This window comes from Palleronia sp. THAF1 (assembly GCF_009363795.1).
Lineage (GTDB): Bacteria > Pseudomonadota > Alphaproteobacteria > Rhodobacterales > Rhodobacteraceae > Palleronia.
This window is the reverse complement of sequence record NZ_CP045420.1, coordinates 2,310,811-2,333,398: the sequence shown is the minus strand read 5'-3', so window position 1 is coordinate 2,333,398 and position 22,588 is coordinate 2,310,811. Positions and strand designations below refer to the sequence as shown.

23 protein-coding genes are annotated in these 22,588 nt (G+C 63.0%); 15 read left to right on the top strand and 8 right to left on the bottom strand.

Annotation, left to right across the window (positions count from 1 at the left end):
- Positions 1-86 precede the first annotated feature (86 nt).
- On the bottom strand, positions 87-1,325 hold the full coding sequence (locus FIU81_RS11495) for a multidrug effflux MFS transporter (protein ID WP_124112165.1): 1,239 nt from the start codon (positions 1,323-1,325) through the stop codon (positions 87-89).
- A 91-nt stretch (positions 1,326-1,416) separates the two neighbouring features.
- Positions 1,417-2,376 carry a hypothetical protein gene (locus FIU81_RS11490; RefSeq protein WP_124112164.1) on the bottom strand — a complete coding sequence of 320 codons (960 nt, stop codon included), beginning with the start codon at positions 2,374-2,376 and terminating at the stop codon, positions 1,417-1,419.
- Positions 2,377-2,586: 210 nt separating this feature from the next.
- Between FIU81_RS11490 and FIU81_RS11485 the strand changes: the two genes are divergently transcribed.
- The 8 genes from FIU81_RS11485 to FIU81_RS11455 all read left to right on the top strand — a co-directional run bounded on the left by FIU81_RS11485 (position 2,587) and on the right by FIU81_RS11455 (position 8,637).
- Positions 2,587-4,119, top strand: a complete 1,533-nt coding sequence (locus tag FIU81_RS11485; protein WP_124112163.1) for an acyl-CoA carboxylase subunit beta — start codon at positions 2,587-2,589, stop codon at positions 4,117-4,119.
- On the top strand, positions 4,116-4,505 hold the full coding sequence (locus FIU81_RS11480) for a DUF6497 family protein (protein ID WP_124112162.1): 390 nt from the start codon (positions 4,116-4,118) through the stop codon (positions 4,503-4,505). The genes FIU81_RS11485 and FIU81_RS11480 overlap by 4 nt, the downstream gene beginning before the upstream one ends.
- Positions 4,506-4,649: 144 nt before the next feature.
- A complete protein-coding gene (locus FIU81_RS16760) occupies positions 4,650-4,787 on the top strand; it encodes a hypothetical protein (protein WP_172971466.1) in 138 nt (45 codons plus the stop codon).
- A 59-nt stretch (positions 4,788-4,846) separates the two neighbouring features.
- Complete coding sequence (locus FIU81_RS11475; protein ID WP_124112161.1) at positions 4,847-5,194, top strand: hypothetical protein; 348 nt, start codon at positions 4,847-4,849, stop codon at positions 5,192-5,194.
- Positions 5,195-5,483: 289 nt separating this feature from the next.
- A complete protein-coding gene (locus FIU81_RS16755; RefSeq protein WP_172971465.1) occupies positions 5,484-5,672 on the top strand; it encodes a hypothetical protein in 189 nt (62 codons plus the stop codon).
- 100 nt (positions 5,673-5,772) lie between these two features.
- The gene (locus FIU81_RS11465) at positions 5,773-5,979 is read left to right on the top strand and encodes a hypothetical protein (RefSeq protein WP_124112160.1); all 207 of its coding nucleotides are present in this window, start codon (positions 5,773-5,775) and stop codon (positions 5,977-5,979) included.
- Entirely contained in the window at positions 5,979-8,027 is a 2,049-nt protein-coding gene (locus FIU81_RS11460) for an acetyl/propionyl/methylcrotonyl-CoA carboxylase subunit alpha (protein WP_124112159.1), read from the top strand. The genes FIU81_RS11465 and FIU81_RS11460 overlap by 1 nt, the downstream gene beginning before the upstream one ends.
- 1 nt (position 8,028) lies before the next feature.
- The gene (locus FIU81_RS11455) at positions 8,029-8,637 is read left to right on the top strand and encodes a hypothetical protein (RefSeq protein ID WP_124112158.1); all 609 of its coding nucleotides are present in this window, start codon (positions 8,029-8,031) and stop codon (positions 8,635-8,637) included.
- Between the two features lie 145 nt (positions 8,638-8,782).
- Here the strand turns inward: FIU81_RS11455 and FIU81_RS11450 are convergent, their stop codons facing one another.
- Positions 8,783-9,244 (bottom strand): DUF4174 domain-containing protein, encoded by a 462-nt coding sequence (locus tag FIU81_RS11450; protein ID WP_254695904.1) that lies wholly within the window; start codon positions 9,242-9,244, stop codon positions 8,783-8,785.
- A gap of 122 nt (positions 9,245-9,366) precedes the next feature.
- Between FIU81_RS11450 and scpA the strand changes: the two genes are divergently transcribed.
- The 6 genes from scpA (at position 9,367) to FIU81_RS11420 (ending at position 14,797) form a co-directional block, all read left to right on the top strand.
- Positions 9,367-11,493, top strand: coding sequence for a methylmalonyl-CoA mutase (gene scpA, locus FIU81_RS11445; RefSeq protein WP_124112156.1), 2,127 nt, complete (start codon positions 9,367-9,369; stop codon positions 11,491-11,493).
- A 159-nt stretch (positions 11,494-11,652) separates the two neighbouring features.
- Complete coding sequence (locus tag FIU81_RS11440) at positions 11,653-12,273, top strand: VOC family protein (protein WP_172971464.1); 621 nt, start codon at positions 11,653-11,655, stop codon at positions 12,271-12,273.
- Positions 12,270-12,743 (top strand): GNAT family N-acetyltransferase, encoded by a 474-nt coding sequence (locus tag FIU81_RS11435; RefSeq protein ID WP_124112154.1) that lies wholly within the window; start codon positions 12,270-12,272, stop codon positions 12,741-12,743. Before FIU81_RS11440 ends, FIU81_RS11435 begins: the two co-directional genes overlap by 4 nt.
- A 39-nt stretch (positions 12,744-12,782) precedes the next feature.
- Positions 12,783-13,463 carry a J domain-containing protein gene (locus tag FIU81_RS11430; RefSeq protein ID WP_124112153.1) on the top strand — a complete coding sequence of 227 codons (681 nt, stop codon included), beginning with the start codon at positions 12,783-12,785 and terminating at the stop codon, positions 13,461-13,463.
- Complete coding sequence (locus FIU81_RS11425; protein ID WP_124112152.1) at positions 13,433-14,449, top strand: endonuclease/exonuclease/phosphatase family protein; 1,017 nt, start codon at positions 13,433-13,435, stop codon at positions 14,447-14,449. Before FIU81_RS11430 ends, FIU81_RS11425 begins: the two co-directional genes overlap by 31 nt.
- A 15-nt stretch (positions 14,450-14,464) precedes the next feature.
- Complete coding sequence (locus FIU81_RS11420; protein ID WP_124112151.1) at positions 14,465-14,797, top strand: hypothetical protein; 333 nt, start codon at positions 14,465-14,467, stop codon at positions 14,795-14,797.
- On the opposite strand, the gene FIU81_RS11415 is transcribed toward FIU81_RS11420, so the two are convergent.
- The 5 genes from FIU81_RS11415 to FIU81_RS11395 all read right to left on the bottom strand — a co-directional run bounded on the left by FIU81_RS11415 (position 14,794) and on the right by FIU81_RS11395 (position 21,088).
- Positions 14,794-16,338, bottom strand: a complete 1,545-nt coding sequence (locus FIU81_RS11415) for a Ppx/GppA family phosphatase (RefSeq protein WP_254696059.1) — start codon at positions 16,336-16,338, stop codon at positions 14,794-14,796. The two genes, FIU81_RS11420 and FIU81_RS11415, sit on opposite strands and share 4 nt — an antisense overlap.
- 137 nt (positions 16,339-16,475) lie before the next feature.
- Positions 16,476-16,814 carry a hypothetical protein gene (locus FIU81_RS17175; RefSeq protein ID WP_413816206.1) on the bottom strand — a complete coding sequence of 113 codons (339 nt, stop codon included), beginning with the start codon at positions 16,812-16,814 and terminating at the stop codon, positions 16,476-16,478.
- Positions 16,815-17,094: 280 nt separating this feature from the next.
- Positions 17,095-19,272 (bottom strand): RNA degradosome polyphosphate kinase, encoded by a 2,178-nt coding sequence (locus FIU81_RS11405; RefSeq protein WP_124112149.1) that lies wholly within the window; start codon positions 19,270-19,272, stop codon positions 17,095-17,097.
- Positions 19,269-19,973 (bottom strand): HdaA/DnaA family protein, encoded by a 705-nt coding sequence (locus tag FIU81_RS11400; RefSeq protein WP_124112148.1) that lies wholly within the window; start codon positions 19,971-19,973, stop codon positions 19,269-19,271. Before FIU81_RS11400 ends, FIU81_RS11405 begins: the two co-directional genes overlap by 4 nt.
- Positions 19,973-21,088 carry an AI-2E family transporter gene (locus FIU81_RS11395; RefSeq protein ID WP_124112147.1) on the bottom strand — a complete coding sequence of 372 codons (1,116 nt, stop codon included), beginning with the start codon at positions 21,086-21,088 and terminating at the stop codon, positions 19,973-19,975. The genes FIU81_RS11400 and FIU81_RS11395 overlap by 1 nt, the downstream gene beginning before the upstream one ends.
- A gap of 156 nt (positions 21,089-21,244) precedes the next feature.
- Between FIU81_RS11395 and proS the strand changes: the two genes are divergently transcribed.
- Positions 21,245-22,585: a proline--tRNA ligase gene (gene proS / locus FIU81_RS11390; protein ID WP_124112146.1), complete on the top strand. Its 1,341-nt coding sequence runs from the start codon at positions 21,245-21,247 to the stop codon at positions 22,583-22,585.
- The last annotated feature ends 3 nt before the right edge of the window (positions 22,586-22,588 follow it).

Sequence of the window (22,588 nt, the reverse complement as noted above, 5' to 3'; positions counted from 1 at the left end):
CCAAAATGCAGCGCGACACTTCGGGCTCAAAGCAGACGTTTGGGTGGCAAACTTCGCTATATCTATTTTAATTTAAACAAGCTGCTTTACTCCGCCGCTTCCAAGTCCCCCCGTGCTGCCAGTCGCTTTTCCCGTCGGATCGTGAACCAGATCGACGCGACCGAGGCGAGGGAGGTCAGGGTCATCAGCCATAGAAGTGGCGCGGCACCTTCCCCGCGTTCCAGCAGGATGCCTGCGAGTGCTGACAGGCCAGCTCCGCCGCCGACCATCAGCGCGCCGCCAAGACCGGATGCTGTACCCGCAAGGCGGGGGCGTACAGAGAGCATTCCGGCCATCGAGTTCGGGATCACCAAGCCGTTGCCAAGACCCACGAAGATCATGAAGGCGAAGAACGTCTCTGGCCGACGCATGCCGCCAAGGTCGACCAGAAGGCCCGCGCTCAGTCCCAGGACGGTCACGATTGTGCCCGTCATGATCATGCGCTGAATTCCGAAAACATTTGAATAGCGCCCCGACAGTCCGTTGCCGACCATGTAACCGACGGCGGGCGCGCCAAAGTAGATGCCCAGACGCTCTGGCGACATGCCGTAGACGGATGAGCCGACGTAGGGCGCGCCGCCTAGATAGGCAAAGAACGCGCCCGAGGCGAAGGCGGCGGTCAGCGCGTACCCCCAGAAGCGCGGGGCGGTCAGAAGTTCGGGGTAGTGGCCGAATTGCTGGGTGATGGACTCGGTGCTGGGGGCCGCTGTCTCGCCCATATCGGCCCAGACCAGCCACAGGCCCGCGACTCCCAAGGCCATCAGCGTCACGAAGTTCGCCTGCCAGCCGAACAGGCCATCCAGCACTCCGCCCAACGCGGGGGCCAGCATCGGGGCGACGGCCATGCCCATCGTGACCCAGCCCATCATGCTGGCTGCCTGATCGGTGGAATACATGTCGCGCAGCGCGGCGCGGGGCAGGATCATGCCGGCGACGATGGCGCCTTGTAACAGACGGAAGGCCAGGAAAACCTCTATCGTCGTGGCGAAAACGCAGCCGATGGAGGCGACCACGAAGATCGCCACCGCGCCCATCAGCGTGTTGCGCCGTCCGTATTTGTCAGAGATCGGGCCGATAATCAGTTGCAGCAGGCCCGTGACGCCCAGATAGCCCGCCACCGCGATCTGCATGATGCGATATTCGGTGTCGAAGTAGGCCGTCATGTTCGGCAGTGACGGCAAGAACAGGTTCATCGCCAGCGCGCCAAGAGATGTCAGCAGGATCATCGTCGCCACCGTGGGGGGCGTCGTGCGGTCCAGAAATCGGGAGGGTGCAAGGCTGCTCATCGAGCGGACTTAGGACGATCGTCTTCCCGCGTCCATCGGGTGATGGGGGCGATTGTCCCGTCAGGGACAATCGTGTTTTATTTCGATCTGCTTAGGTGCGGCGTCCCAGAACGCCGCCGCCGGCTGCCGCGGCCAGACCCAGAAGTGACGCGATGAAGAGCCACAGGGAAGCCGACGCGACGGCCGACTGTGCGGTCTCTGCCGCCGAGACGAGGTTTTGCTGCATATCGTTTACACTCTGGCGCAGTGTCTCAATGGCAGAGTCATACTGGCTTCGAACGGACGCAACCAGTTCCTGTGCCTGTGCATCGGTGATGCCGAGGCGTCGCTGGAGCGTATTCGTGGCCTGGGTCAGATCCTCTTCGCTCAGAACGGCGTTCTCTCCACCGACCAGTTCGTCGATGGCGGCATTCACTTCCTCGGCGAAACTGGACGGTCGGGTAATTACATCGGACGCGGTGGATGTGACAATGGAGCGCGCGCGCGACAATTCCTGTTCCGAGATCACGTTGCGAAAGGCCTCGCCAAGTTCGGCCCGCAGGGCCGAGGGCGTGATCTCCGCCTCTTCCAGCGCCTGCTGAAGCTCGGGCGGCAGATTGGACAGGGAAATGTCGTTCGCCAGGTCCGAGATGTCGGGCAGTTGAAGGTCATCCGGCGCGATCGCCTGAACGGCCCCGGCCGCGCCCTTGGACACCTGTCCGGCAAGATTGGCGGTCGAATTGATCGCGGAGGCTCCGGTCCCGATACCGCCAACCGCAAGGACGATGGTAGCCAGCGCCCATACGGAAACGCCCGCCATGCCTGCGGCGGGCGTGTCATATGTATCCAGCAGACGGGACGCGGCAAAACCACCTGCGGCCAAGGAGACCAGTTGTGTCACGACCAGGTAGATCGCAGCGCCAATCCCGAGACCTTGGTTTGCACCGTCAAGACTGGCGACGCCGATCGACAGACCCAGAAGCGTGAACAGAACCATCAGAGCGATTGAGATAAGTGTCCCCACGATGATAGCGGAAAGAGAGACCTGGCGGTCACCCGTGTAAGTCGACATGTATTGTTCTCCTGTCGTGTGGTCAGAGCTGGTTGGAAGTAGGAGCGGTTTCAACTGCCTTTTGTAACGCCGCCTGTCTTATTTTGGTTACCTCGCAATACCCAGGTTGTTCCAAGACGATCGCCGCCCGTGGCTGTTTCGGCTTTCTCACGGGCGGATACGGCTATAAGTTGCGTCACAACGCCCTGTGACGAAACGAAGGAACGCGCGATGAAGGATATTCTGGACCAGTTGGTGGAGAAACGGGCCGTCGCGCGGCTGGGCGGTGGTCAGAAACGGATCGACGCGCAGCACGCCAAGGGCAAGCTGACCGCGCGCGAGCGCCTGGAGTTGTTGCTGGACGACGACTCCTTCGAAGAGTTCGACATGTTCGTCACCCATCGCGCCACCGATTTCGGGATGGCCGAGAACAAGATCCCCGGCGATGGTGTGATTACGGGGTGGGGCACGATCAACGGGCGTCAGGTCTACGTATATAGCCAGGATTTCACCGTTCTGGGTGGATCGCTGTCGGAAACCCACGCGCAGAAAATCTGCAAGGTCATGGACATGGCCATGCAGAACGGCGCGCCGATCATCGGGCTGAACGACTCGGGCGGGGCGCGGATTCAGGAAGGCGTGGCCTCGCTGGCGGGTTACGCCGATGTGTTTCAGAAGAACGTTCTGGCCTCGGGCGTCATCCCGCAGATCAGCGTGATCATGGGTCCATGCGCCGGTGGCGCGGTCTATTCACCGGCGATGACCGACTTCATCTTCATGGTGAAGGACACGTCCTACATGTTCGTCACCGGCCCTGACGTGGTGAAGACCGTCACGAACGAGGTCGTCACGGCCGAGGAACTGGGCGGCGCGTCCACCCACACCAAGAAGTCCAGCGTGGCCGATGGCGCGTTCGAGAACGACGTTGAAGCGCTGATCGAGATCCGCCGCTTGGTGGACTTCCTGCCGCTGTCCAACCGCTCGATCCCGCCGGTGCGGCCTTTCTTCGACGATCCCAAGCGCATCGACGACAGTCTGGACACGGTGATCCCCGACAATCCCAACATGCCCTACGACATGAAGGAAGTGATTACGAAGGTCGCGGACGAGGGCGATTTCTTCGAAATTCAGGAAGACTACGCCAAGAACATTCTGACCGGCTTCATTCGGTTGGAAGGGCAGACCGTCGGTGTCGTGGCGAACCAGCCAATGGTGCTGGCAGGCGTGCTGGACATCGACTCCAGCCGCAAGGCCGCGCGGTTCGTCCGGTTCTGCGATGCCTTCGAGATACCGATCCTTACGCTGGTGGACGTGCCGGGCTTCCTGCCGGGCACGAGCCAGGAATACGGCGGCGTCATCAAGCATGGCGCCAAACTGCTGTTTGCCTACGGCGAGGCGACGGTGCCGAAGGTCACGGTTATCACGCGCAAGGCCTATGGCGGGGCGTATGACGTGATGGCATCCAAGCACCTGCGGGGCGATTTCAACTACGCGTGGCCCACGGCGGAAATCGCGGTGATGGGCGCGAAGGGTGCGGTGGAAATCCTGTATCGCTCCGAGTTGGGCGACAAGGACAAGATCGCCGAGCGCACGGCAGAGTATGAGGCGAATTTCGCGAACCCGTTCAAGGCCGCCGAACGCGGCTTCATCGACGAGGTCATCCTGCCCCAATCCACACGCCGCCGCGTGTCGCGCGCATTCGCCAGCCTGCGCGGCAAGCGCTTGCAGAACCCGTGGAAGAAGCACGACAATATACCGCTATGAGCCTTCTGCGTGTCATTCCTATCGTCGCGGTTTCCGCGTCGGGCACTTGCGCCGCCGCCGACACCATCGCCCTGCCATCCGGCATCGAGGCGCAGTTCCTCGATGTCATCACTGACGCGCCGGGGATGGGGATCGCGCATCGCTACCGCTTCGTGTCGCCGTCGCTGACCCCGGATCGGGACTATGTAACCACGGAAGCCGACATGGCCCACCTGTGCGTGTCCTACGCGTTGCCGCGGGTCGAGACGGCAGAGCCGCGGCCCGAGGCCATCGTGATCACATTGGCGGACCGCCCCGTGCCCTTCGGTGCGACCGATCCCGAGGCTGTCCAGTTCTTCGAAGCCTATACGCCGCAAGGCACGGACTGCCTGTGGCGTGATTTCTGACGCAGTCGCGCAACGCATTGCGAAAACCTGCGTCAGAACCATCTACACACTGCGTTTCCGATGCGGTAACAGGGCAGCAGAGTCGCGGGTGAGCGGTTCATGGAACATGGGACGCGAAATGCGCCCGACCTTATGGAGACACTGATGTCCAACACCTTCAAAATCGTCATGGGCTTTGCGCTCGTGTCCTTCGTCGCCGCTTGCGGCAACCGCCAGGAAGAGGTCGTCGTGACCGCTCCCCCGGCCCCGATCGTCGCAGAGCCGACCTTCTCGAAGTTCTGAGTTACCTGGCGCGGGCGGTCTTCCGGCGGCCCGCACCATACGCCCGAGGTTAAGCCAAGATGCTGAAACACCGGGGTTTTCCGGGCCGACTGCCCGGCACCGACCTTCAATTCACAGTTCGACGCGCCAATCCCAAGGGGGCCACGCCCCTGACGGTCAGAGAGCGCTATCGCGACCGCCGCGCCACCGACAAGCAGGCGGATGAAGAGTTCCTCTATGCGCTGATCGACCATTTCGGGTTCGACCCGTTCGAGCGCGGCAATCTTGATGCCGGGCGTCTTTCGTTCCTGTTCAAGCGGGAGGTCGTCGCGGTCGACGATCCGTTCGACCCTGCGGACTATGAGGCGCTGCTGCGCGTCGATGAGGCCGCGGCCCGCGCGTCCTTCCCCACGATCTTCGCAGACTAGCGCGGGATTTCGCCGAAGACTGCACCGTGATCGGCACCCCTTGGCCCAAAGTGGGATTTGCTGCGCGTCGGTATTGCACGGCTTATCGTTTCCGGACAGCACTGATGCATGGCTCGCAACTTTGTGGGTCAGCATACCGTTTACCCTTCCCCTGATGGCCCGGTCCCCGCCGGGCCATCTTTTCGTTCGCGGTCATGCAATCTCGCCGACTGAGCAGCTGTACCGACACAGATTGGAACCTCTGCGCGGTCACTGTTTTGGGAGTCGGTAATCATTAGGATACGTTAACATGACCAAGACTGCAATTATCCTCGGCCTTGCCGCCTTCACTGGCCTTGCTGCCTGCGGAAACACCGATCTCGAGCGTGCTGGCACGGGCGCCGTCGGTGGTGGCCTTGCTGGTGAAGTGTTGCTGGATGAGCCCGTGGCCGGTGCTGCCGCCGGTGCCGCGGTCGGCGCGCTCAGCGACGACGTGTAAGCGAGCGTCCAAAATCACCCCGTTACCGCAATCTTCGTCGCTAAGGATTGTGCATTCCCGATAAAAAGTGGCATTCCTTCCTGAAAATTGGAGGGATGGCATGACTGGTATCTGGCAAGCGGCTTTGGCTGCGATCCTTGTGGCAACGATCGCGGGGTGCGCCCCGACGGCAACGACGATGCCGTCGGCTGGCGGAAGTGGTCCCCAGTTCGAGCCGGGCGATCCCTGTATGGGCGTTGTGCCCGAGTTGTGCGCCAACCCCGGCCCCGTCGTGAACCGCACGCCCGGCGATACGGCAGACTTCTGATGTTCAAGAAGATCCTGATCGCGAACCGGGGCGAAATTGCCTGCCGGGTCATAAAGACCGCGCGCCGTATGGGGATTGCCACCGTCGCCGTCTATTCCGACGCAGACCGCAACGCGTTGCACGTGCGCATGGCCGACGAAGCCGTGCACATCGGCCCCGCCCAGGCCAACCAGTCCTACATCGTGATCGACAAGATCATGGAGGCTCTGCGCCAGACCGGGGCAGAGGCCGTGCATCCGGGGTATGGCTTCCTGTCTGAAAACCCGAAGTTCGCCGAAGCGCTGGCCAAGGCGGGCGTCGCCTTCATCGGCCCGCCGCAGAACGCGATCGAGGCGATGGGCGACAAGATCACCTCCAAGAAGCTGGCGCAGGAGGCCAACGTCTCGACCGTGCCGGGCCATATGGGATTGATCGAGGATGCCGACGAGGCCGCGAAGATCGCGTCTGAAATCGGCTATCCCGTGATGATCAAGGCCAGTGCTGGCGGCGGCGGCAAGGGCATGCGGATCGCTTGGGACAACGACGAGGCGCGCGAGGGCTTCCAGTCTTCCAAGAACGAGGCCGCCAACAGCTTCGGCGATGATCGCATCTTCATCGAAAAGTTCGTCACCCAGCCGCGGCACATCGAAATCCAGGTGCTCGCCGATCAGCACGGCACCTGCCTGTATCTGGGCGAGCGTGAGTGTTCTATCCAGCGCCGCAACCAGAAGGTCATCGAAGAGGCGCCGTCGCCGTTCCTTGACGAGGCAACGCGCAAGGCCATGGGCGAGCAGTCCGTCGCACTGGCACAGGCCGTGGGCTACACCAGCGCCGGGACGGTCGAGTTCATCGTGGACGGTGACCGTAACTTCTATTTCCTGGAGATGAACACCCGCCTGCAGGTCGAACACCCTGTGACGGAGCTGATCACCGGCGTCGATCTGGTCGAGCAGATGATCCGCGTGGCGGCTGGCGAAAAGCTGGCGTTGGCGCAGGACGATGTGACGCTGACCGGCTGGGCGATGGAGTCGCGGCTTTATGCAGAGGATCCCTATCGCGGGTTCCTGCCCTCCATCGGTCGTTTGACGCGGTATCGGCCCCCGTCAGAGGTGGCGGCGGGACCGCTGGCCGAGAATGGCAAATGGCATGAGACTGGTGCGCACACGGGCGAGACTGCGGTGCGCAACGATACCGGCGTCTATGAGGGCGGCGAGATCAGCATGTATTACGATCCGATGATCGCCAAACTGTGCACCTGGGGTCCGGATCGCGACACGGCCATCGAAGGTATGCGGCTGGCTCTGGATCGATTCGAACTGGAGGGGATCGGTCACAACCTGCCGTTCCTGTCGGCGGTGATGGACCATCCGAAGTTCACCAGCGGCAACATGACGACCGCCTTCATCGAAGAAGAATACCCCGACGGGTTCGAAGGAGTCACGCTGCCCGACGCCGACCTGACCCGTGTGGCGGCGGCGGCGGCGGCGATGAACCGTGTGGCAGAGATTCGGCGCACGCGCATTTCCGGTCGGATGGACAACCACGAGCGCCGTGTCGGTAGCGAGTGGGTCGTCGTGGTGCAGGGGCAAGAGATACCTTTGACCATCGACGCCGACCGCGAAGGCGCGACCGTGCGTCTGGAGAATGGCGCGACGCATCGCATCACGTCCGACTGGATGCCGGGCCAGCCGCTGGCGGTGCTCGACGTGGACGGCACGCCTTTGGTGTTGAAGGTCGGGCGCGCCACGGGCGGCTACCGCCTGCGAACGCGCGGGGCCGATATGGTCGTCAGGGTCTTCAGCCCCCGACAGGCCGAATTGGCGCGCCTGATGCTGGAGAAGGAGGAGGCGGACACCTCCAAGCTGCTTCTGTGCCCCATGCCGGGTCTGGTCGTGAAGCTGCACGTGTCCGAAGGCGACGAGGTCCAGCAGGGCCAACCTCTGTGCACCATCGAGGCGATGAAGATGGAGAACATCCTGCGCGCCGAACGCAAGGGCATCGTGTCTGTCGTGAACGCGGGCGAGGGCGACAGCCTTGCCGTGGACGAGGTGATCATGGAGTTCGAATAGGGTGCAAGCGCGGCTGTGGATCATCCTTGCGACCCTTGCTGCGGTCGTACTGGTTGCCATCGGCCTGCTTGTTCTCTTGCCGCTCGACCTGACGAACGAACGTGTTCAACAGGCGCTCGTCGCTGCGGTCGTGGTGGCGCTGGGATGGGTCGCGGGGTTCGCCTTGCGCGAACTCAGCGCGCATCTGGGACGGGTCGAGCGACTGAGGGACGTGCATCGCGCGCTCTATGCCGAGATAAAGCACAACCTTGCGAACCTGGAGACTCCCGAAAAACTGCGTGATTTCGCAGAGCCTGTCTTGGACAAGATCATAGTGGAAGACTTCGTGCCTTTCGTCCCGCGCGAACGCAACGATGTAGTGTTCCAGACGATCTTGTCAGAGATCAGCGTTCTGCCGCGTGTCACCATCGACCCGGTTGTGCGTTATTATAGCCAGCTGGCGGCACATGATGCATTGGTCGAAGATATGCGGGGCGCAGGTTTTCGTCGGATGGATGCGCAGCGACGCGCGGTCATTTATGGTGATCTGTTCGCGATAAAGATCAGACTGATCGAATATGGAAATGAGGCGCTAAGCATCATTGACACCTACGGAAAGAAGAAGGCCTAGGCGTCTATCAGTAGCTGGGACGGGGGCCGTTGCGACCCGTCAGCGGAATACGCGGCTTTTCATCGTTCTGCGACATCGTCAGCGCCTCCATGGCCTATGCACAATATATAAGTCGTAACGTGTTCGTTATCAATAAACGCCGCGTTCAACTTCCGCCTTCTCTGATCTCACGCTGGCGCATGGGCATCTTGTCGATGGAGCGCGTGATCTCGCGGACGTCCCACGGGAAGGGTTTGCGCAGCTTCACCTCTCCATCCTTGCCGATAAGTGTGAACTGGAAGCCACGTGGGCGCAACTGGCGGCGCAAGTCGCTGAAGGCGGCGGGGTCGGTATCGACCACCACCAAGACATCGCGATCCGCTAGATCCTGCGCGCGGTCGGCGATCAGGTCCATCTGTTCTTGGTAATCCGGCTGCTGCGGTGCCTCTGCGAAGATGACGACGGGGCGAGCGATCCACTTGAAGTCCGCAAGGTCTACTTCGTCGGCGCGGAACACGGTTGCCGGATCGGCACGCCAACGGTTCACGGCATCCAGTTCGGGCGTCGTTTGCAATCCAACCTCTTGCGCTAACACCGGGACAGCGCCCAGAATTGCGAGTAGGGACATGCCGGTAACAATCTTGCGTCTGTTTATCATGACTTGAATGTATGCACGACAGACGCTGAAACGAAGAGGCAAAGCGCCTGCGCGGATCACTATGCCGCAAGTGTGCTGACAGGAGGATGGTCATGGACGATTGGAAAAAGCGCGCCGAGAAGGAATTGCGCGGCAAACCGCTGGACGATCTGACGTGGCGCACCGCCGAAGGGATCGACGTGGCCCCGGTGCATACGTCAGAAGATGCGCAGGGCGATCATATGGGGTCGATGCCCGGCGAGGCACCGTTCACTCGTGGCGTGAAGGCGACGATGTACGCGGGCCGCCCCTGGACGATCCGTCAGTATGCGGGCTTTTCCACCGCCGAAGAGTCCAATGCCTTCTACCGTCGCGCCTTGGCCGCCGGACAGCAGGGTGTGTCGGTCGCCTTCGATCTGGCGACTCACCGGGGCTACGATTCGGATCACGAGCGCGTCGAGGGCGACGTGGGCAAGGCGGGTGTGGCCATCGACTCGGTCGAGGACATGAAGGTGCTGTTCGACGGAATTCCGCTGGATCAGGTCTCGGTTTCGATGACCATGAACGGCGCGGTTATCCCGGTGCTGGCGTCCTTCATCGTGGCAGGCGAAGAGCAGGGCGTGGACCGCTCCAAGCTGTCGGGCACAATCCAGAACGACATTCTGAAGGAGTTCATGGTCCGCAACACGTATATCTATCCGCCGGAGCCTTCGATGCGGATTGTGGCAGACATCATCGATTACACCGCGCGCGAGATGCCGAAGTACAATTCGATCAGCATCTCTGGCTATCACATGCAGGAAGCGGGCGCGAACCTGGTGCAAGAACTGGCGTTCACGCTGGCTGACGGGCGCGAATACGTCCGCGTCGCGATGGAGCGGGGCATGGACGTGGACAAGTTCGCGGGCCGTCTGTCGTTCTTCTTCGCCATCGGCATGAACTTCTTCATGGAGGCGGCCAAGCTGCGCGCCGCGCGGTTCCTGTGGCATGAGATCATGACGGAGATGGGCGCGAAGGACGACCGCTCGAAGATGCTGCGGACCCATTGCCAGACCTCGGGCGTTAGCCTTGCCGAGCAAGACCCCTACAACAACGTCGTGCGCACGGCCTATGAGGCGATGAGCGCTGTGCTGGGCGGCACCCAGTCGCTGCATACCAACAGCTTCGACGAGGCGATCGCGCTGCCGACGGATTTCTCGGCCCGCATCGCGCGGAACACGCAGTTGATCCTGCAGAACGAGACGGGCGTGACCAATGTCGTCGATCCGCTGGCGGGCTCTTACTACGTGGAAAAGCTGACCGCGGACCTGATCGACAAGGCGCGCAAGCTGATGGCAGAAGTGGACGAGCTGGGTGGCATGACCAAGGCCGTCGAGTCCGGCATGCCCAAGCTGCGGATCGAGGAGGCGGCGGCCGCAAAGCAGGCGCGCATCGACCGGGGCGAGGAAGTGATCGTCGGCGTCAACAAGTTCCGGCTGGAGCAGGAGGATGACCTTGATATCCGCGTGATCGACAACGCTGGTGTGCGCGACAGCCAGATCGAGCGAGTGAAGACCCTGCGGGCAGAGCGCGACCCGGACGCGTGCGAGGCGGCGCTGAATGCCCTGCGCGAGGGTGCAAAAGGCGACGGCAACCTGCTGGCGTTGGCTGTGGAAGCGGCGCGTGCGCGGGCGACGGTGGGCGAAATCTCGATGGCGCTGGAGGACGTATTCGGGCGTCACCGTGCGGAAGTGCGAACTTTGTCGGGTGTCTATGGCGCCGCGTATGAGGGCGACGCGGGCTATGAGAAAATTCAGAAGGACGTGGAGGACTTTGCCGAAGAAGAAGGCCGTCGCCCCCGGATGCTGGTCGTCAAGGTCGGTCAGGACGGGCACGACCGCGGGGCGAAGGTGATCGCCACGGCCTTTGCAGATATCGGGTTCGACGTGGACGTGGGCCCGCTGTTCCAAACGCCGGAAGAAGCTGCGCAGGACGCGGTGGACAACGACGTGCATGTCATCGGTCTGTCGTCTCAGGCGGCGGGGCACCTGACCAACGCGCCCAAGCTGATACAGACGCTGAAGGACAAGGGTGCTGGCGACATCTTGGTGATCTGCGGCGGGGTCATCCCGCACCGCGATTACCAGGTACTGCGCGAGGCTGGTGTCGCGGCGGTGTTCGGGCCGGGCACGAACATACCCGAGGCAGCCGCCAAGGTGCTGGTCCTGATCCGCAGCGCCCGGGCCGACGCTGCGGAGTAGGGAGCGGAACCTCACTTCTTTTGGCCCCGATTTACGACTTTTTTTCGTAGCTGGGTTTTGCAGCTACGAAAAAAAGTCGTAGCCGGGCTAAAAAGGCAAATGTTTACAACGCCCTTGCCGGCCCTCATACCGCCCCTGCCTCCCAACAGGACATGTGCCATGAAAATCGACCATCTCGTCGTGACCTGCGCCGACCTCGACACCGGAACTGCTGCTGTGTCCGAGACGCTAGGGGTGCCCCTGCAAACCGGTGGCAAGCATCCCTTGATGGGCACGCACAATCGGCTTCTGTCCCTTGGCGACGCCTACCTTGAGGTCATCGCCATCGACCCGGACGCCCCCGCGCCGGACCGACCGCGGTGGTTCGATCTCGACAATCGCTCTGGCGCGCCCGCGCTGACCAACTGGGTCGCCAGCGCCGCCGACATGGACCGGGCGGTGGCCGAGGCGCCGATGGGCATGGGCGAAGTGCACGACCTGTCTCGCGGTGATCTGGCGTGGCGCATGGCGATCCCGCCCTCCGGCGCGCTGCCGTTCGACGGTGTGCTGCCCGCCTTGCTGCAGTGGCGGGGTGCGCGGGCGCAGGACGGGCTGGAGCCGCAGGGTTGCAAGATCAAGCGGCTTATTCTGACGCATCCGCGCATGGGTGACATACAGGCGGCCTGGCCCGACCTGGCCCGAACCGACTCCGTAGTGCTGGAAGTCGGTCAGCGACCCGAGATCGCGGCAGAGATCGTCACCCCTACTGGCCTGAAAGTCCTTCGCGGCGGTCTGGCGTGATCCGCCCGGCGCGGGTCGATGACGCCCCGGCCATCGCCGCGATCTGGAACGTTGTGATCCGCGACACGGCTCTGACCTTCACTAACGCAGAGAAGACTGACGCAGAAATCGCGGACCGCATCGCACAGGGGCGCACGTTCGTCACCGCGCCCGGTGGCACCGTCAGCGGCTTCATCACATACGGCCAGTTCCGCAGCGGTCCCGGTTACGCGCACAGTTTCGAACATAGCTTGTACCTTGCGACTGATGCGCGCGGGCAGGGCATTGGGCGCGCTTTGTTGCGCTACGCGGAACGGCAGGCAGCGGCAGAGGGCGGCCATGTCATGGTGGCCGGTGTCTCGTCCGCCAACCCGGACGGGCGCGCGTTTCACGTGGCGTGTGGCTATACCGAGACCGGCGTTCTGCCGCAGATCGGGCGCAAGTTCGATCAGTGGTTTGACCTGCATCTTCTGACGAAACACATCGGCTAACGCTTTCGCGCGTCGCGGCCTGCGCGTAGGGTTGCGCGCATGTCGATCTGGACCCGAATCCTCGATGCTCTTGCGGCGCTGCGCCAAGGCGACAGCTTGGCGGAGATATTCGAACGCTTGCGCACCCCGCCAGAGCAATCGGTGGGCTTTACCATCGCCGTGATCGCGCTGGGTGCGAAGATGGCCAAGGCCGACGGTACGGTCACGCGGGACGAGGTGACGGCCTTCCGCGAGGTTTTTACCATTCCGCCAGAGGCCGAGGCGGCGGCAGGCCGCGTGTTCAACCTTGCGCGGCAGGACGTGGCGGGGTTCGAGGATTATGCCACCCGCATTGCCAAAAGCTTCGGGCGTGGGTCGGACATGCTCGAGGATCTGCTCGACGGGCTGTTCCACATCGCGGCGGCGGACGGGGACTATCACCCGGATGAGGAAGTTTTCCTGCGCCGGGTGCAGGAAATCTTCGGCATCAGCGAAGCGGCGTTCCGGCAGGCTCGCGCGCGCCACGTGCCCGACGCAGCCCCCGATCCCTATGCGATCCTGGGCGTCGATCCTGACGCGCCGCTGGCCGATATCCAGCGCGCGTACCGCAAGCTTGTGAAAGAGAGCCACCCCGACCGTATGATCGCGCGCGGCGTCCCGACAGAGGCGGTGCGGCTGGCCGAACGCCGGCTCAGTGCGATCAATGACGCATGGGCAGAGATCGAAGCCGCGCGGGCGTAAGGGTCGCGACCTACAATGTCGAATGGTTCGACCGCCTGTTCGATGATGACGGTGCGTTGCTGAACGATGGTGGGTGGTCTGCGCGGTGGAACGTCACACGCGCACAACAGATCAAGGCTCTGACGCAGGTGTTCAAGGCGCTGGACGTGGACGCGGTTCTGGTGATCGAAGCGCCCGACACCTCGTCTCGCAGGTCAGGACAGGCAGCGCTGGAGACTTTCGCCGAACATGCGGGTCTGCGCGCCCGTCGTGCCGTGATCGGTTTTGCCAACGACACGGTGCAGGAAATCGCGCTGCTCTACGATCCCGATGTGATCACACCTCTGCATGATCCCAAGGAAAGCGCGACAGTCCCACGGTTCGACCGAAGCTATCTGGTCGATATGGATGTGGACGCAGAGCCGGAGGCGGTGCGGTGGAGCAAGCCGCCGCTGGAACTGGCCTTGGATACGCCGCAAGGACCGATCCGGCTGATCGGCGTGCATGCGAAGTCGAAGTCCACCCATGGTGCGACGCAGGCGGAACGCATCACTCGCGCCATTGCGAACCGCCGAAAGCAATTGGCTCAATGCGCCTGGCTGCGCGCCCGAATCGACGCGCACCTGGCGGCGGGCGACAGCCTTATCGTCGCGGGAGACTTCAACGATGGTCCCGGTCTGGATGAGTACGAAGCGCTCTTCGGTCGGTCAGGTGTCGAGATCGTGCTGGGTGACGGCGCGGGCCGATTGGTGGACCCCAATGCGGTGCCGCCGCGCGCGACGGTGGCGCGGCCGTCCTCTGCCCGCTTCTGGGATCGCGACGGCAAGCGCTGGATCGGCGCGATGCTGGATTACGCGATGCTTAGCCCCGATCTGGCCGCCCGCGCGCGGTGGCACATCTGGCATCCGTTCGACGACCCGGAAATCTACGCCGATCCGGACCTACGCGCGGCGTTGCTTGCCGCGTCCGATCACTTCCCTGTGACGGTTGAACTTTCGTCAGCGTAGGAGAGTTGGCAAACCATGAAGCACGTTGTCATCACATCCCTCTCCGCCATGCTGCTGACCGCTCCGGTCAGCGCGCAAGAACAGGACGCGCCGGCCGAAAACTCGGAAATCGAAGACGGTATCGACATGCTGTCCGAAGGGGCCCGGCGGCTGATGGATGGTCTGATGGGAGAGGTCGAGCCGCGGATGCGCGATCTGGCCGATGCCCTGGAAGACTGGAACTTCGAAGGGCTGAGCATCGACGATCTGGGCGCATATCACCCGCCCGAACGTTTGCCGAATGGTGACATCATCATCCGGCGTAAGGATCCACCGGAAGATCCGATGGACGGCGAGATAGAGATCTAGGGCTTTCGGCTTCGGGCGATTTCGCTTGTGGCGCCCAGCGAGCTTACCAGTGCGTTGAAGCGCGACTGGGCGACTTCTCCGAACAAGTCTTGCGCCGCATCCTTTATCCGCAACTCAAGATGCAGCCTCTTCGGGAACCACCGCAGCTCACCGTGGCTCAGCGGTTCCTGCGCAGAGAACATAGCCCCAAACCGCATAGCGCGGCCAAGGATCTCGGCTTCTTTCGTTTCCCGATCCGTAAGCACGCCGATCAATTCCTCGAACCGCGTGCCCTCGCGCCCGCCCTTGTAGCGGTGCAGCAGCGATAGGCCCAAGAACAAGCGTTCCTGATGGGTCATGCCTCCAAGGTTGGCACGGGTGGCGCTGTCGAAGCAGGCCTCATGTCGGTAGTCGGGATGGGCCCGCCAGTTCACGTCGTGCAGCAGGCAGGCAGCGCGGACGATGCGCAGACGATTGGCGGGCCAGCTTTTGAACAGCGGCAGGATGAAGTGATACAGCGCGCGGCCGAAACCGGGCTGGCGGGCATCCTTGGCTTCGATGAAGCGGCACGCTTCGATCAGTGGATCGCGTTCGCGAAGCGTGTCTGGCATCTGCTCGTATAGCACGCCTTCGCGGATGCCGTAGGATGAGATAGCAATTTCCTTCGGTTTCAACTGTTTCACCAGCGTCTTCAGAACGGTCGAGGCCAAGTGAACCAAGCTCATCCGGCTTTCGCCGATCCCGGTGCTGTCGCGCAATTCATCGACAGATCGATCATGGATATATTTGACCGTCTCGCGCACCTGCTTGGGGCTCATGCGGTATTCGTGCAGCACGTGCAGCGGATAGCCGCGCCGCTCCATGTCGATCCGGGCGATGGCGCGCCATGAGCCGCCGACGAGGAAAAGACGATCATGGTCGGGGCCGAACCGCTTGCCCAAGGCGGCCACATGGTCAGAGATGTGGGCCTGAAGCGCCTTCTTGCCGCCGGTTACGCCCTGCAAACGAAGGGGACCCAAGGGCGTAGTCATACGCTGGCCCACGCGCCCGTCACCGACCTCGGCCAGTTCCATGGAAGAGCCGCCGATATCGCAGACCAGACCCTTGGCGTCCGGCCAGCCGACGAACACGCCTTGGGCAGACAGTCGCGCTTCTTCCTCTCCGTCGATGATGTTGATCGTGATGCCGGTTAGCGCCTCGATCTCTTCGCGGAAAGATGGGCCGTCCTCGGCCTCGCGCATGGCGGCGGTGGCGATGGCGATGACGGGGCTGGCGTTCATGCCTTCTATCAACCGCGCGAACCGAAGCATCGCAGACATGGCGCGCTTTTTGCCTTCGGCGTTCAATCGGCCCGTCTGGGCAAAACCGGCGCCCAGCCCGGCCATGACCTTTTCGTTGAAAAAGTAGGCGGGAGAGCGTGCCGCCCCATCGAAGATGACCAGACGGACCGAGTTCGATCCAATATCAATGACGGCAACGCGCGACAGGGCGCGGGCGGACGGGTCATCGAATATGGGTGCGCCGAAGGCACCATACTCGTCTGTGTGAGAGGTGTCTGGCATCGGTCCCTGGGGGTTCTGCGTCACGCGACAGTTAACGGCTTGGTCTGGCAGGTCAATCGTCGTCGGGCACATCGCGCACTGCTTGCGCCAGCATCCGCCCCCATTCGGCATATATGCCGGGGCCGGGGTGGAAGCCGTCAGGGGCCAGCAGGGACAGGTCCATTTCGGGGTCCAGCGGAACATGGACGGTATCGGGACGGCTGTGCGCGAGGTCTTGAAGTGTTTTGTCGAAAAGCGACGCCCGAGCGCCGATAGTGGCGTTCAGTGGCGTTCAGTGGCGATGGCAGGATGGGAAAGCGATGAAGAGGGGGAAGGCCGGACAGAACGATGCGGCGGGTTTGGAACCTCGTGATCAGCGTGTCGAGCAGCGTCTCCATCCTCCGCGCGAACAACCCGCGCGCCACACCGTTCTTCGCGTCGTTCACGCCAAGGCAGACGATTGCCGCGTCGAAGCGGGCGTCCGGGGCGTCGGCCAAGAGTCGCAAGGTAGAGCGCGCTGTGCCGCCAGAGCGGGCGATCAGGGTCCAGTCCAGCGCGCGGGTGGGGCCAGCGAAGTCGCGATCTGCCCGGCGAGCGCTTGTTCCTGTGTTGCGGCACCCGTTCCAGCGGCTGAGCTATCGCCTAAAATCAGCAATCGAAGGGGTTCACCAACCCCTGCTGACCCGAAGCGCGGCCCGTCCGCTTCGGGCAGCCGCGTTGCGCGGGCTACGACCCAAGCGGCCTGCGCCGCGAGGATCGGCCACAGGTGCGGGCGCATCAGTCGTTCGCGTGGGTCAGTTCCGGCACGTCCTTTGCTCCCGCCGATCCGCGCCCGGACAGCGACGGGTTTTCGATGAAGAAGCGGTGGCACGAGAACTGACGCGTATCCGGGTCTGCCGCCGGACGCTCGAACGAGCCATCGGGTCGCAGAATCCAGCTTTGCGCGGTGTCGGCCATGTTCGCCGCCATGATCTGTCGCACGATCTGCGCCTTCACGGTCGCGTTGGTGCATTCCACCAGCGTCTCGACCCGGCGGTTCAAGTTGCGGCCCATCCAGTCGGCGGACGAGATGTAGACCCGCGCGTGCTTGCTTGGGATATCATGCCCGTTGCCGACGCAGACGATGCGCGAGTGTTCCAGGAACCGACCCACGATGGACTTCACCCGGATGTTTTCGGACAGGCCCTTGATGCCGGGCCGCAACCCGCAGATGCCGCGCACGACAAGGCTGACCTTCACGCCGCGCTGGCTGACCTCGTACAGCTTGTCGATCACGTCGGTCTCGATCAGCGCGTTCATCTTGGCCCAGATCGCGGCGGGTTTGCCAGCCTCGGCATTCAGCGCTTCCTGTTCGAACATCTCGATCAGGCTGGGCTTGAGCGTGGTGGGTGAAACGGCAAGGTTTTCCATGTCATCGGGTTGTGCGTAACCGGACAGGAAGTTGAACAGCCGCGTCATGTCCCGTCCCAGTGCGGCGTCGGTCGTGAAGAACGACAGATCGGTGTAGATGCGCGCGGTGATGTGATGGTAGTTGCCGGTGCCGAAGTGGCTGTAGCTGACGGTCTTGCCGCCCTCGCGTCGGACGACCGCAGATAGCTTGGCGTGGGTCTTCAGGTTCAGGAAACCGTAGACAACGTGTACGCCCGACCGTTCCAGCTTACGCGACTGACGGATGTTGGCGGCTTCGTCGAAGCGGGCCTTCAGCTCGACCAGAGCGGTCACCTGCTTGCCCGATTCAGCCGCATCGCACAGCGCGTCGACGATGGGGCTGTCGTGGCTGGTACGGTAAAGGGTTTGTTTGATCGCCACCACATCCGGGTCGGTCGCGGCTTGGTTCAGGAAACGCACCACCATGTCGAAGGTCTCATAGGGGTGGTGCAGCAGCATGTCCTTCTGGCGGATCGCGGCGAACATGTCGCCTTCGTGGTCCTGTACACGCTCGGGCACGCGGGGGGTGTAGGACGGCCAAAGAAGGTCGGGGCGTTCCTTCAACACCAGTTCCGACAAGTGGCCGACGCCGATCAGACCGTCCGTCTCGATCGTTTCTGACTCCGTCACCGGCAACTCGTCCATGATGATCTTCTTCAGCGCCTTGGGGGCGTTGGCCGAGATATTAAGCCGCACCACTTCGCCCCGCCGCCGTCGCTTCAGCGCGACCTCGAAGCCGCGGACGAGGTCTTCGGCCTCGTCTTCGACTTCCAGATCGCTGTCGCGAAGCACGCGGAAGGTGCAATGGCCGACGACCTTGTAGCGCGGATACAGCTTCGTGACGTGCAGCAGCAGCATCTCTTCCAGCGGCAGGAACCGGGCGGTGCCTTCGGGCGCATCAAGGCGGATAAAGCGGTCGATCTGCTGGGGGATGGGTAGAAGCGTGTGCAGGACTCGCTTGTCTTTGATACGCTCCAGATGCAGCGCAAGGCTGTAGCCGGTCGAGGGGATAAAGGGGAACGGGTGCGCCGGGTCGATGGCGAGCGGCGACAGAACCGGAAACACCTCTTCCAGGAAGCGGACATCCAGCGCCGCGCAATCCTCTTTCGACAACTCATCTCGGGTCAGGATCTCGATCCGCTCGGCGTCCATCAGGGCCTTCAATTCGCGGAAGACGAGTTGCTGGTGATCCATCAGGTCGCGCGCGCTGGCGTCGATCCGGGTCAGCTGCTGCGCGGGCGTCAGGCCATCGGCGGCGGGGGTGGTGTTACCCGCCATCGCCAGTTCCCGCAGGCCCGCGACGCGCACCGTGTAGAATTCATCGAGGTTGGTGGCAGAGATCGACAGGAACCGCAGCCGTTCCAGAAGCGGCACGCGGGGGTTCTGCGCTTCTTCCAGAACGCGCCAGTTGAAGGCCAGCCATGACAGTTCGCGGTTGTAGAAACGTGCGGGGCCGGTCAGGTCCATGCCGTCTTCGGGCTCGACCGCTTGGGGGAAGGGTTGGTTCAGGAAGTCGGTATCGCTCATGTTTCGTCATCCTCTGTTCGGTCGGGGTCGGCTCCCAGCCGGATCAGTGCCTCTTTCGCGATGTCGCGGGTGACGGCGCGGCCCTTGGCCAATGCAAGGTGGTCGATCTCGTCTGCCAGTGCCTGCGCGAAGGCCGCCGAGCGTCTCATGCGGGGTACGAGATAGCGGAACACTGGTGTGGTCAGCGTCAAACCGCGATCCTTCAGTTGTTTGTCCAGAAGGGCGGCCAGAAGCGCCTCGTCCGGGGCGTCCAGCTGCGCCACGGTGAACGACGCCAAACGTGTGCGCAGGTCGGGCAAGGTGATGGGCCATGTGGACGGCGCGGTGCGTCCGGTCAGCAGCAAGGCGCCTTGCGTGGCGGCAAGACGGTTATACAGGTGGAACAGCGCCGCCTCGCCGGATCGGTTGCCCGCGACGGCGTTCGCATCTTCGACCGCGACGCGGCCCGCGCTGGCCAGCGTGCCGATGTCGTAGCGCGAAAGATCGGTGGCGGGAATCACGAGCGCGTTGCGCGCCGCGGCCCAGACGTGTGCCAGATGCGTCTTGCCGGAAGCGGTCGGGCCGATGATCGCCAGTCGATTGCCCGGCCAGCGCGCGCCTTCCAGCATCCCAAGCGCCGCCGCATTCGCGCGGGCGACGACGAAATCGGCGCGGCCCAGTGCAGGCCGCACGGGTAGGGGCAGGGGGAGTTGCTCGGCCACTACGAGATGTCCGTCCCGTCACCGCCGGTCCCGCGATAAAGCGCGCTGTCGCGGTACTGCGCCGTGAGGAATCGCGCGATTACACCGAGCGATGCGGCCAGCGGCACCGCGACCAGCAAACCCACAAAGCCGAATACCGCGCCGAAGGCCGACAGGGCGAACAGCAGCCATACGGGGTGCAGGCCGACCGAGTCGCCCACCAGCTTGGGCGTCAGGAAGTTGCCCTCGACGAACTGGCCGGACTGGAAGATCGCCCAGACCGCGATGATCCAGACCCAGTCACCCCAAAACTGGAACAGGGCCAAGCCGATGGCCAAAATGCCGCCGACCAAGGCGCCCACGTAGGGAATGAAGGTCAGGAAGCCCGCAATGGCGCCCACGATCAGCCCGAATTGCAAGCCGACGATGGCCAGCGCAGCTGCGTAGTAGACCCCGAGGATCAGACACACGAGGCCTTGACCGCGCAGGAACCCGGCCAGCGTATCGTCTATGTCGGATGCGACGCGACGGATGGTCGGGGCGTGTTCGCGCGGCAGCAGATCGTCGATCTTCGCAATCATGCGGTCCCAGTCGATCAGCAGGTAGACCGCCACGACGGGTACGATTAGGAACAGGATGATCACGTTGAAGAAACCGGAGAACGACGCCAGTGCGCCTTCGACCAGCGTGCCCGCCCGCGATCGCAATGCCTCTGTCACGTTGGTCAACATGTTGCGTAGTGTGGTCTCTATGTCAGCGAAATCTGGGAAACGCTCGACGAAGCCAGGATAGCGCGTGGAAATCCACTCCTGAAAACTGGCCACCGTGCCCGGCGCACCTTCGATGATCTCGGCGAGCCGCTCTGACAGAGAGACCGCCTGGCTGATAAGCGTCGGGATGACCAGCAGCACCAGCGCCACGAACAGCAGAAGCATGACGATGGCGATGATCGCCACAGACAGACCGCGCGACAGGCCAATCCGCTCCAGCCGGTCCGCGACCGGGTCCAGCAGGTAGGCCACGCCAGCGCCCAGCACGAAGGGCAGGATCACATTGCCCAGCCACCAGAGCAGCAGCAGGAACACCACCGCGGCGGCACCCCAGTATTTCAGCTGGCTTCTGACGGGCAGCGCCATCGGTTATCCTTCCTGACGGGTTCACCCCGGTATCCCCTGATCCGGGGTCGGGATCAACGTAGTGCGCGAAACGTTTCGATCCTGTGACGCTTGGCCGATCTTGCGGGTGCGCGGCCTTTGGCCTACGCCCGAAGTACCATTACCGGAGCCCGCACTATGCGTCTTAGCCGCTATTTCCTGCCCGTCCTCAAGGAAACCCCGTCCGAGGCGCAAATCGTCAGCCACCGTCTGATGTTGCGCGCGGGTATGATCAAGCAAAACGCGGCGGGCATCTATTCGTGGCTGCCGCTAGGCTTCAAGGTGCTCAAGAAGATCGAGCAGATCGTCCACGAGGAACAGGCCAAGGCCGGTCACATCCCGATGCTGATGCCGACTTTGCAACCTGCTGATCTGTGGCGCGAGTCCGGGCGGTACGACGCCTACGGTCCCGAAATGCTGCGCGTAACCGACCGGCATGAGCGTGGGTTGCTGTATGGTCCCACCAATGAAGAGATGATCACCGATATCTTCCGCAGCCACGTGTCGTCCTACAAGGCGCTGCCGCTGACGCTGTACCACATTCAGTGGAAGTTCCGCGATGAGGTCCGTCCGCGGTTCGGCGTGATGCGGGGCCGCGAATTCTGCATGAAGGACGGCTACAACTTCGACCTGACGCAGGAAGATGCGTTTCATGCCTACAACCGTCACATGGTCAGCTATCTGCGCACCTATGAGCGCATGGGTTTGAAGGCGATCCCGATGCGGGCGGACTCCGGGCCCATCGGCGGCGACAACACGCATGAATTTCTTGTGCTGGCGGAAACGGGCGAATCGGAAGTCTTCTACGACGCCGCGATCACCGACCTGACCTTTGGCGACCGTTCCGTCGATTTCGACGACCGCGCCGCCTGTCAGGCCATCGTGGACGAGTGGACCGCGCCCTACGCTCGTACGGACGAAACCCACGACGCCGAGATGTTCGACAAGGTTCCCGAAGAGCGCCGCCGCACGTCTCGCGGGATCGAGGTCGGGCAGATCTTCTACTTCGGCACCAAGTATTCCGAGGCGATGGGCGCGACCGTGGTCACCCCCGAAGGTGACCGCGTGCCGGTCCACATGGGGTCGCACGGCATTGGTGTCTCGCGTCTGGTCGGCGCGATCATCGAGGCGAGCCACGACGACAAGGGCATCGTCTGGCCCGAAGGCGTGACGCCCTTCCACTGCGGCATCGTCAACCTGCGCCAAGGCGACGGCGACTGCGATGCGGCCTGTGAACGGGTAGAGGCGGCGCTGATCGCCATGGGCCTCGACCCATTGTACGACGACCGGGACGAGCGGGCAGGCGCGAAGTTTGCGGGCATGGATCTGATCGGCCTGCCGTGGCGGATCACCGTCGGCCCGCGCGGGTTGAAGGACGGTAAGGTCGAGCTGACCTGCCGCCGCACGGGCGACAGCGAAGAGATGGGGATCGACGCCGCAATCGACCGGATCGGGCAGATCTACAGCGTGGCCAGCTAAGGG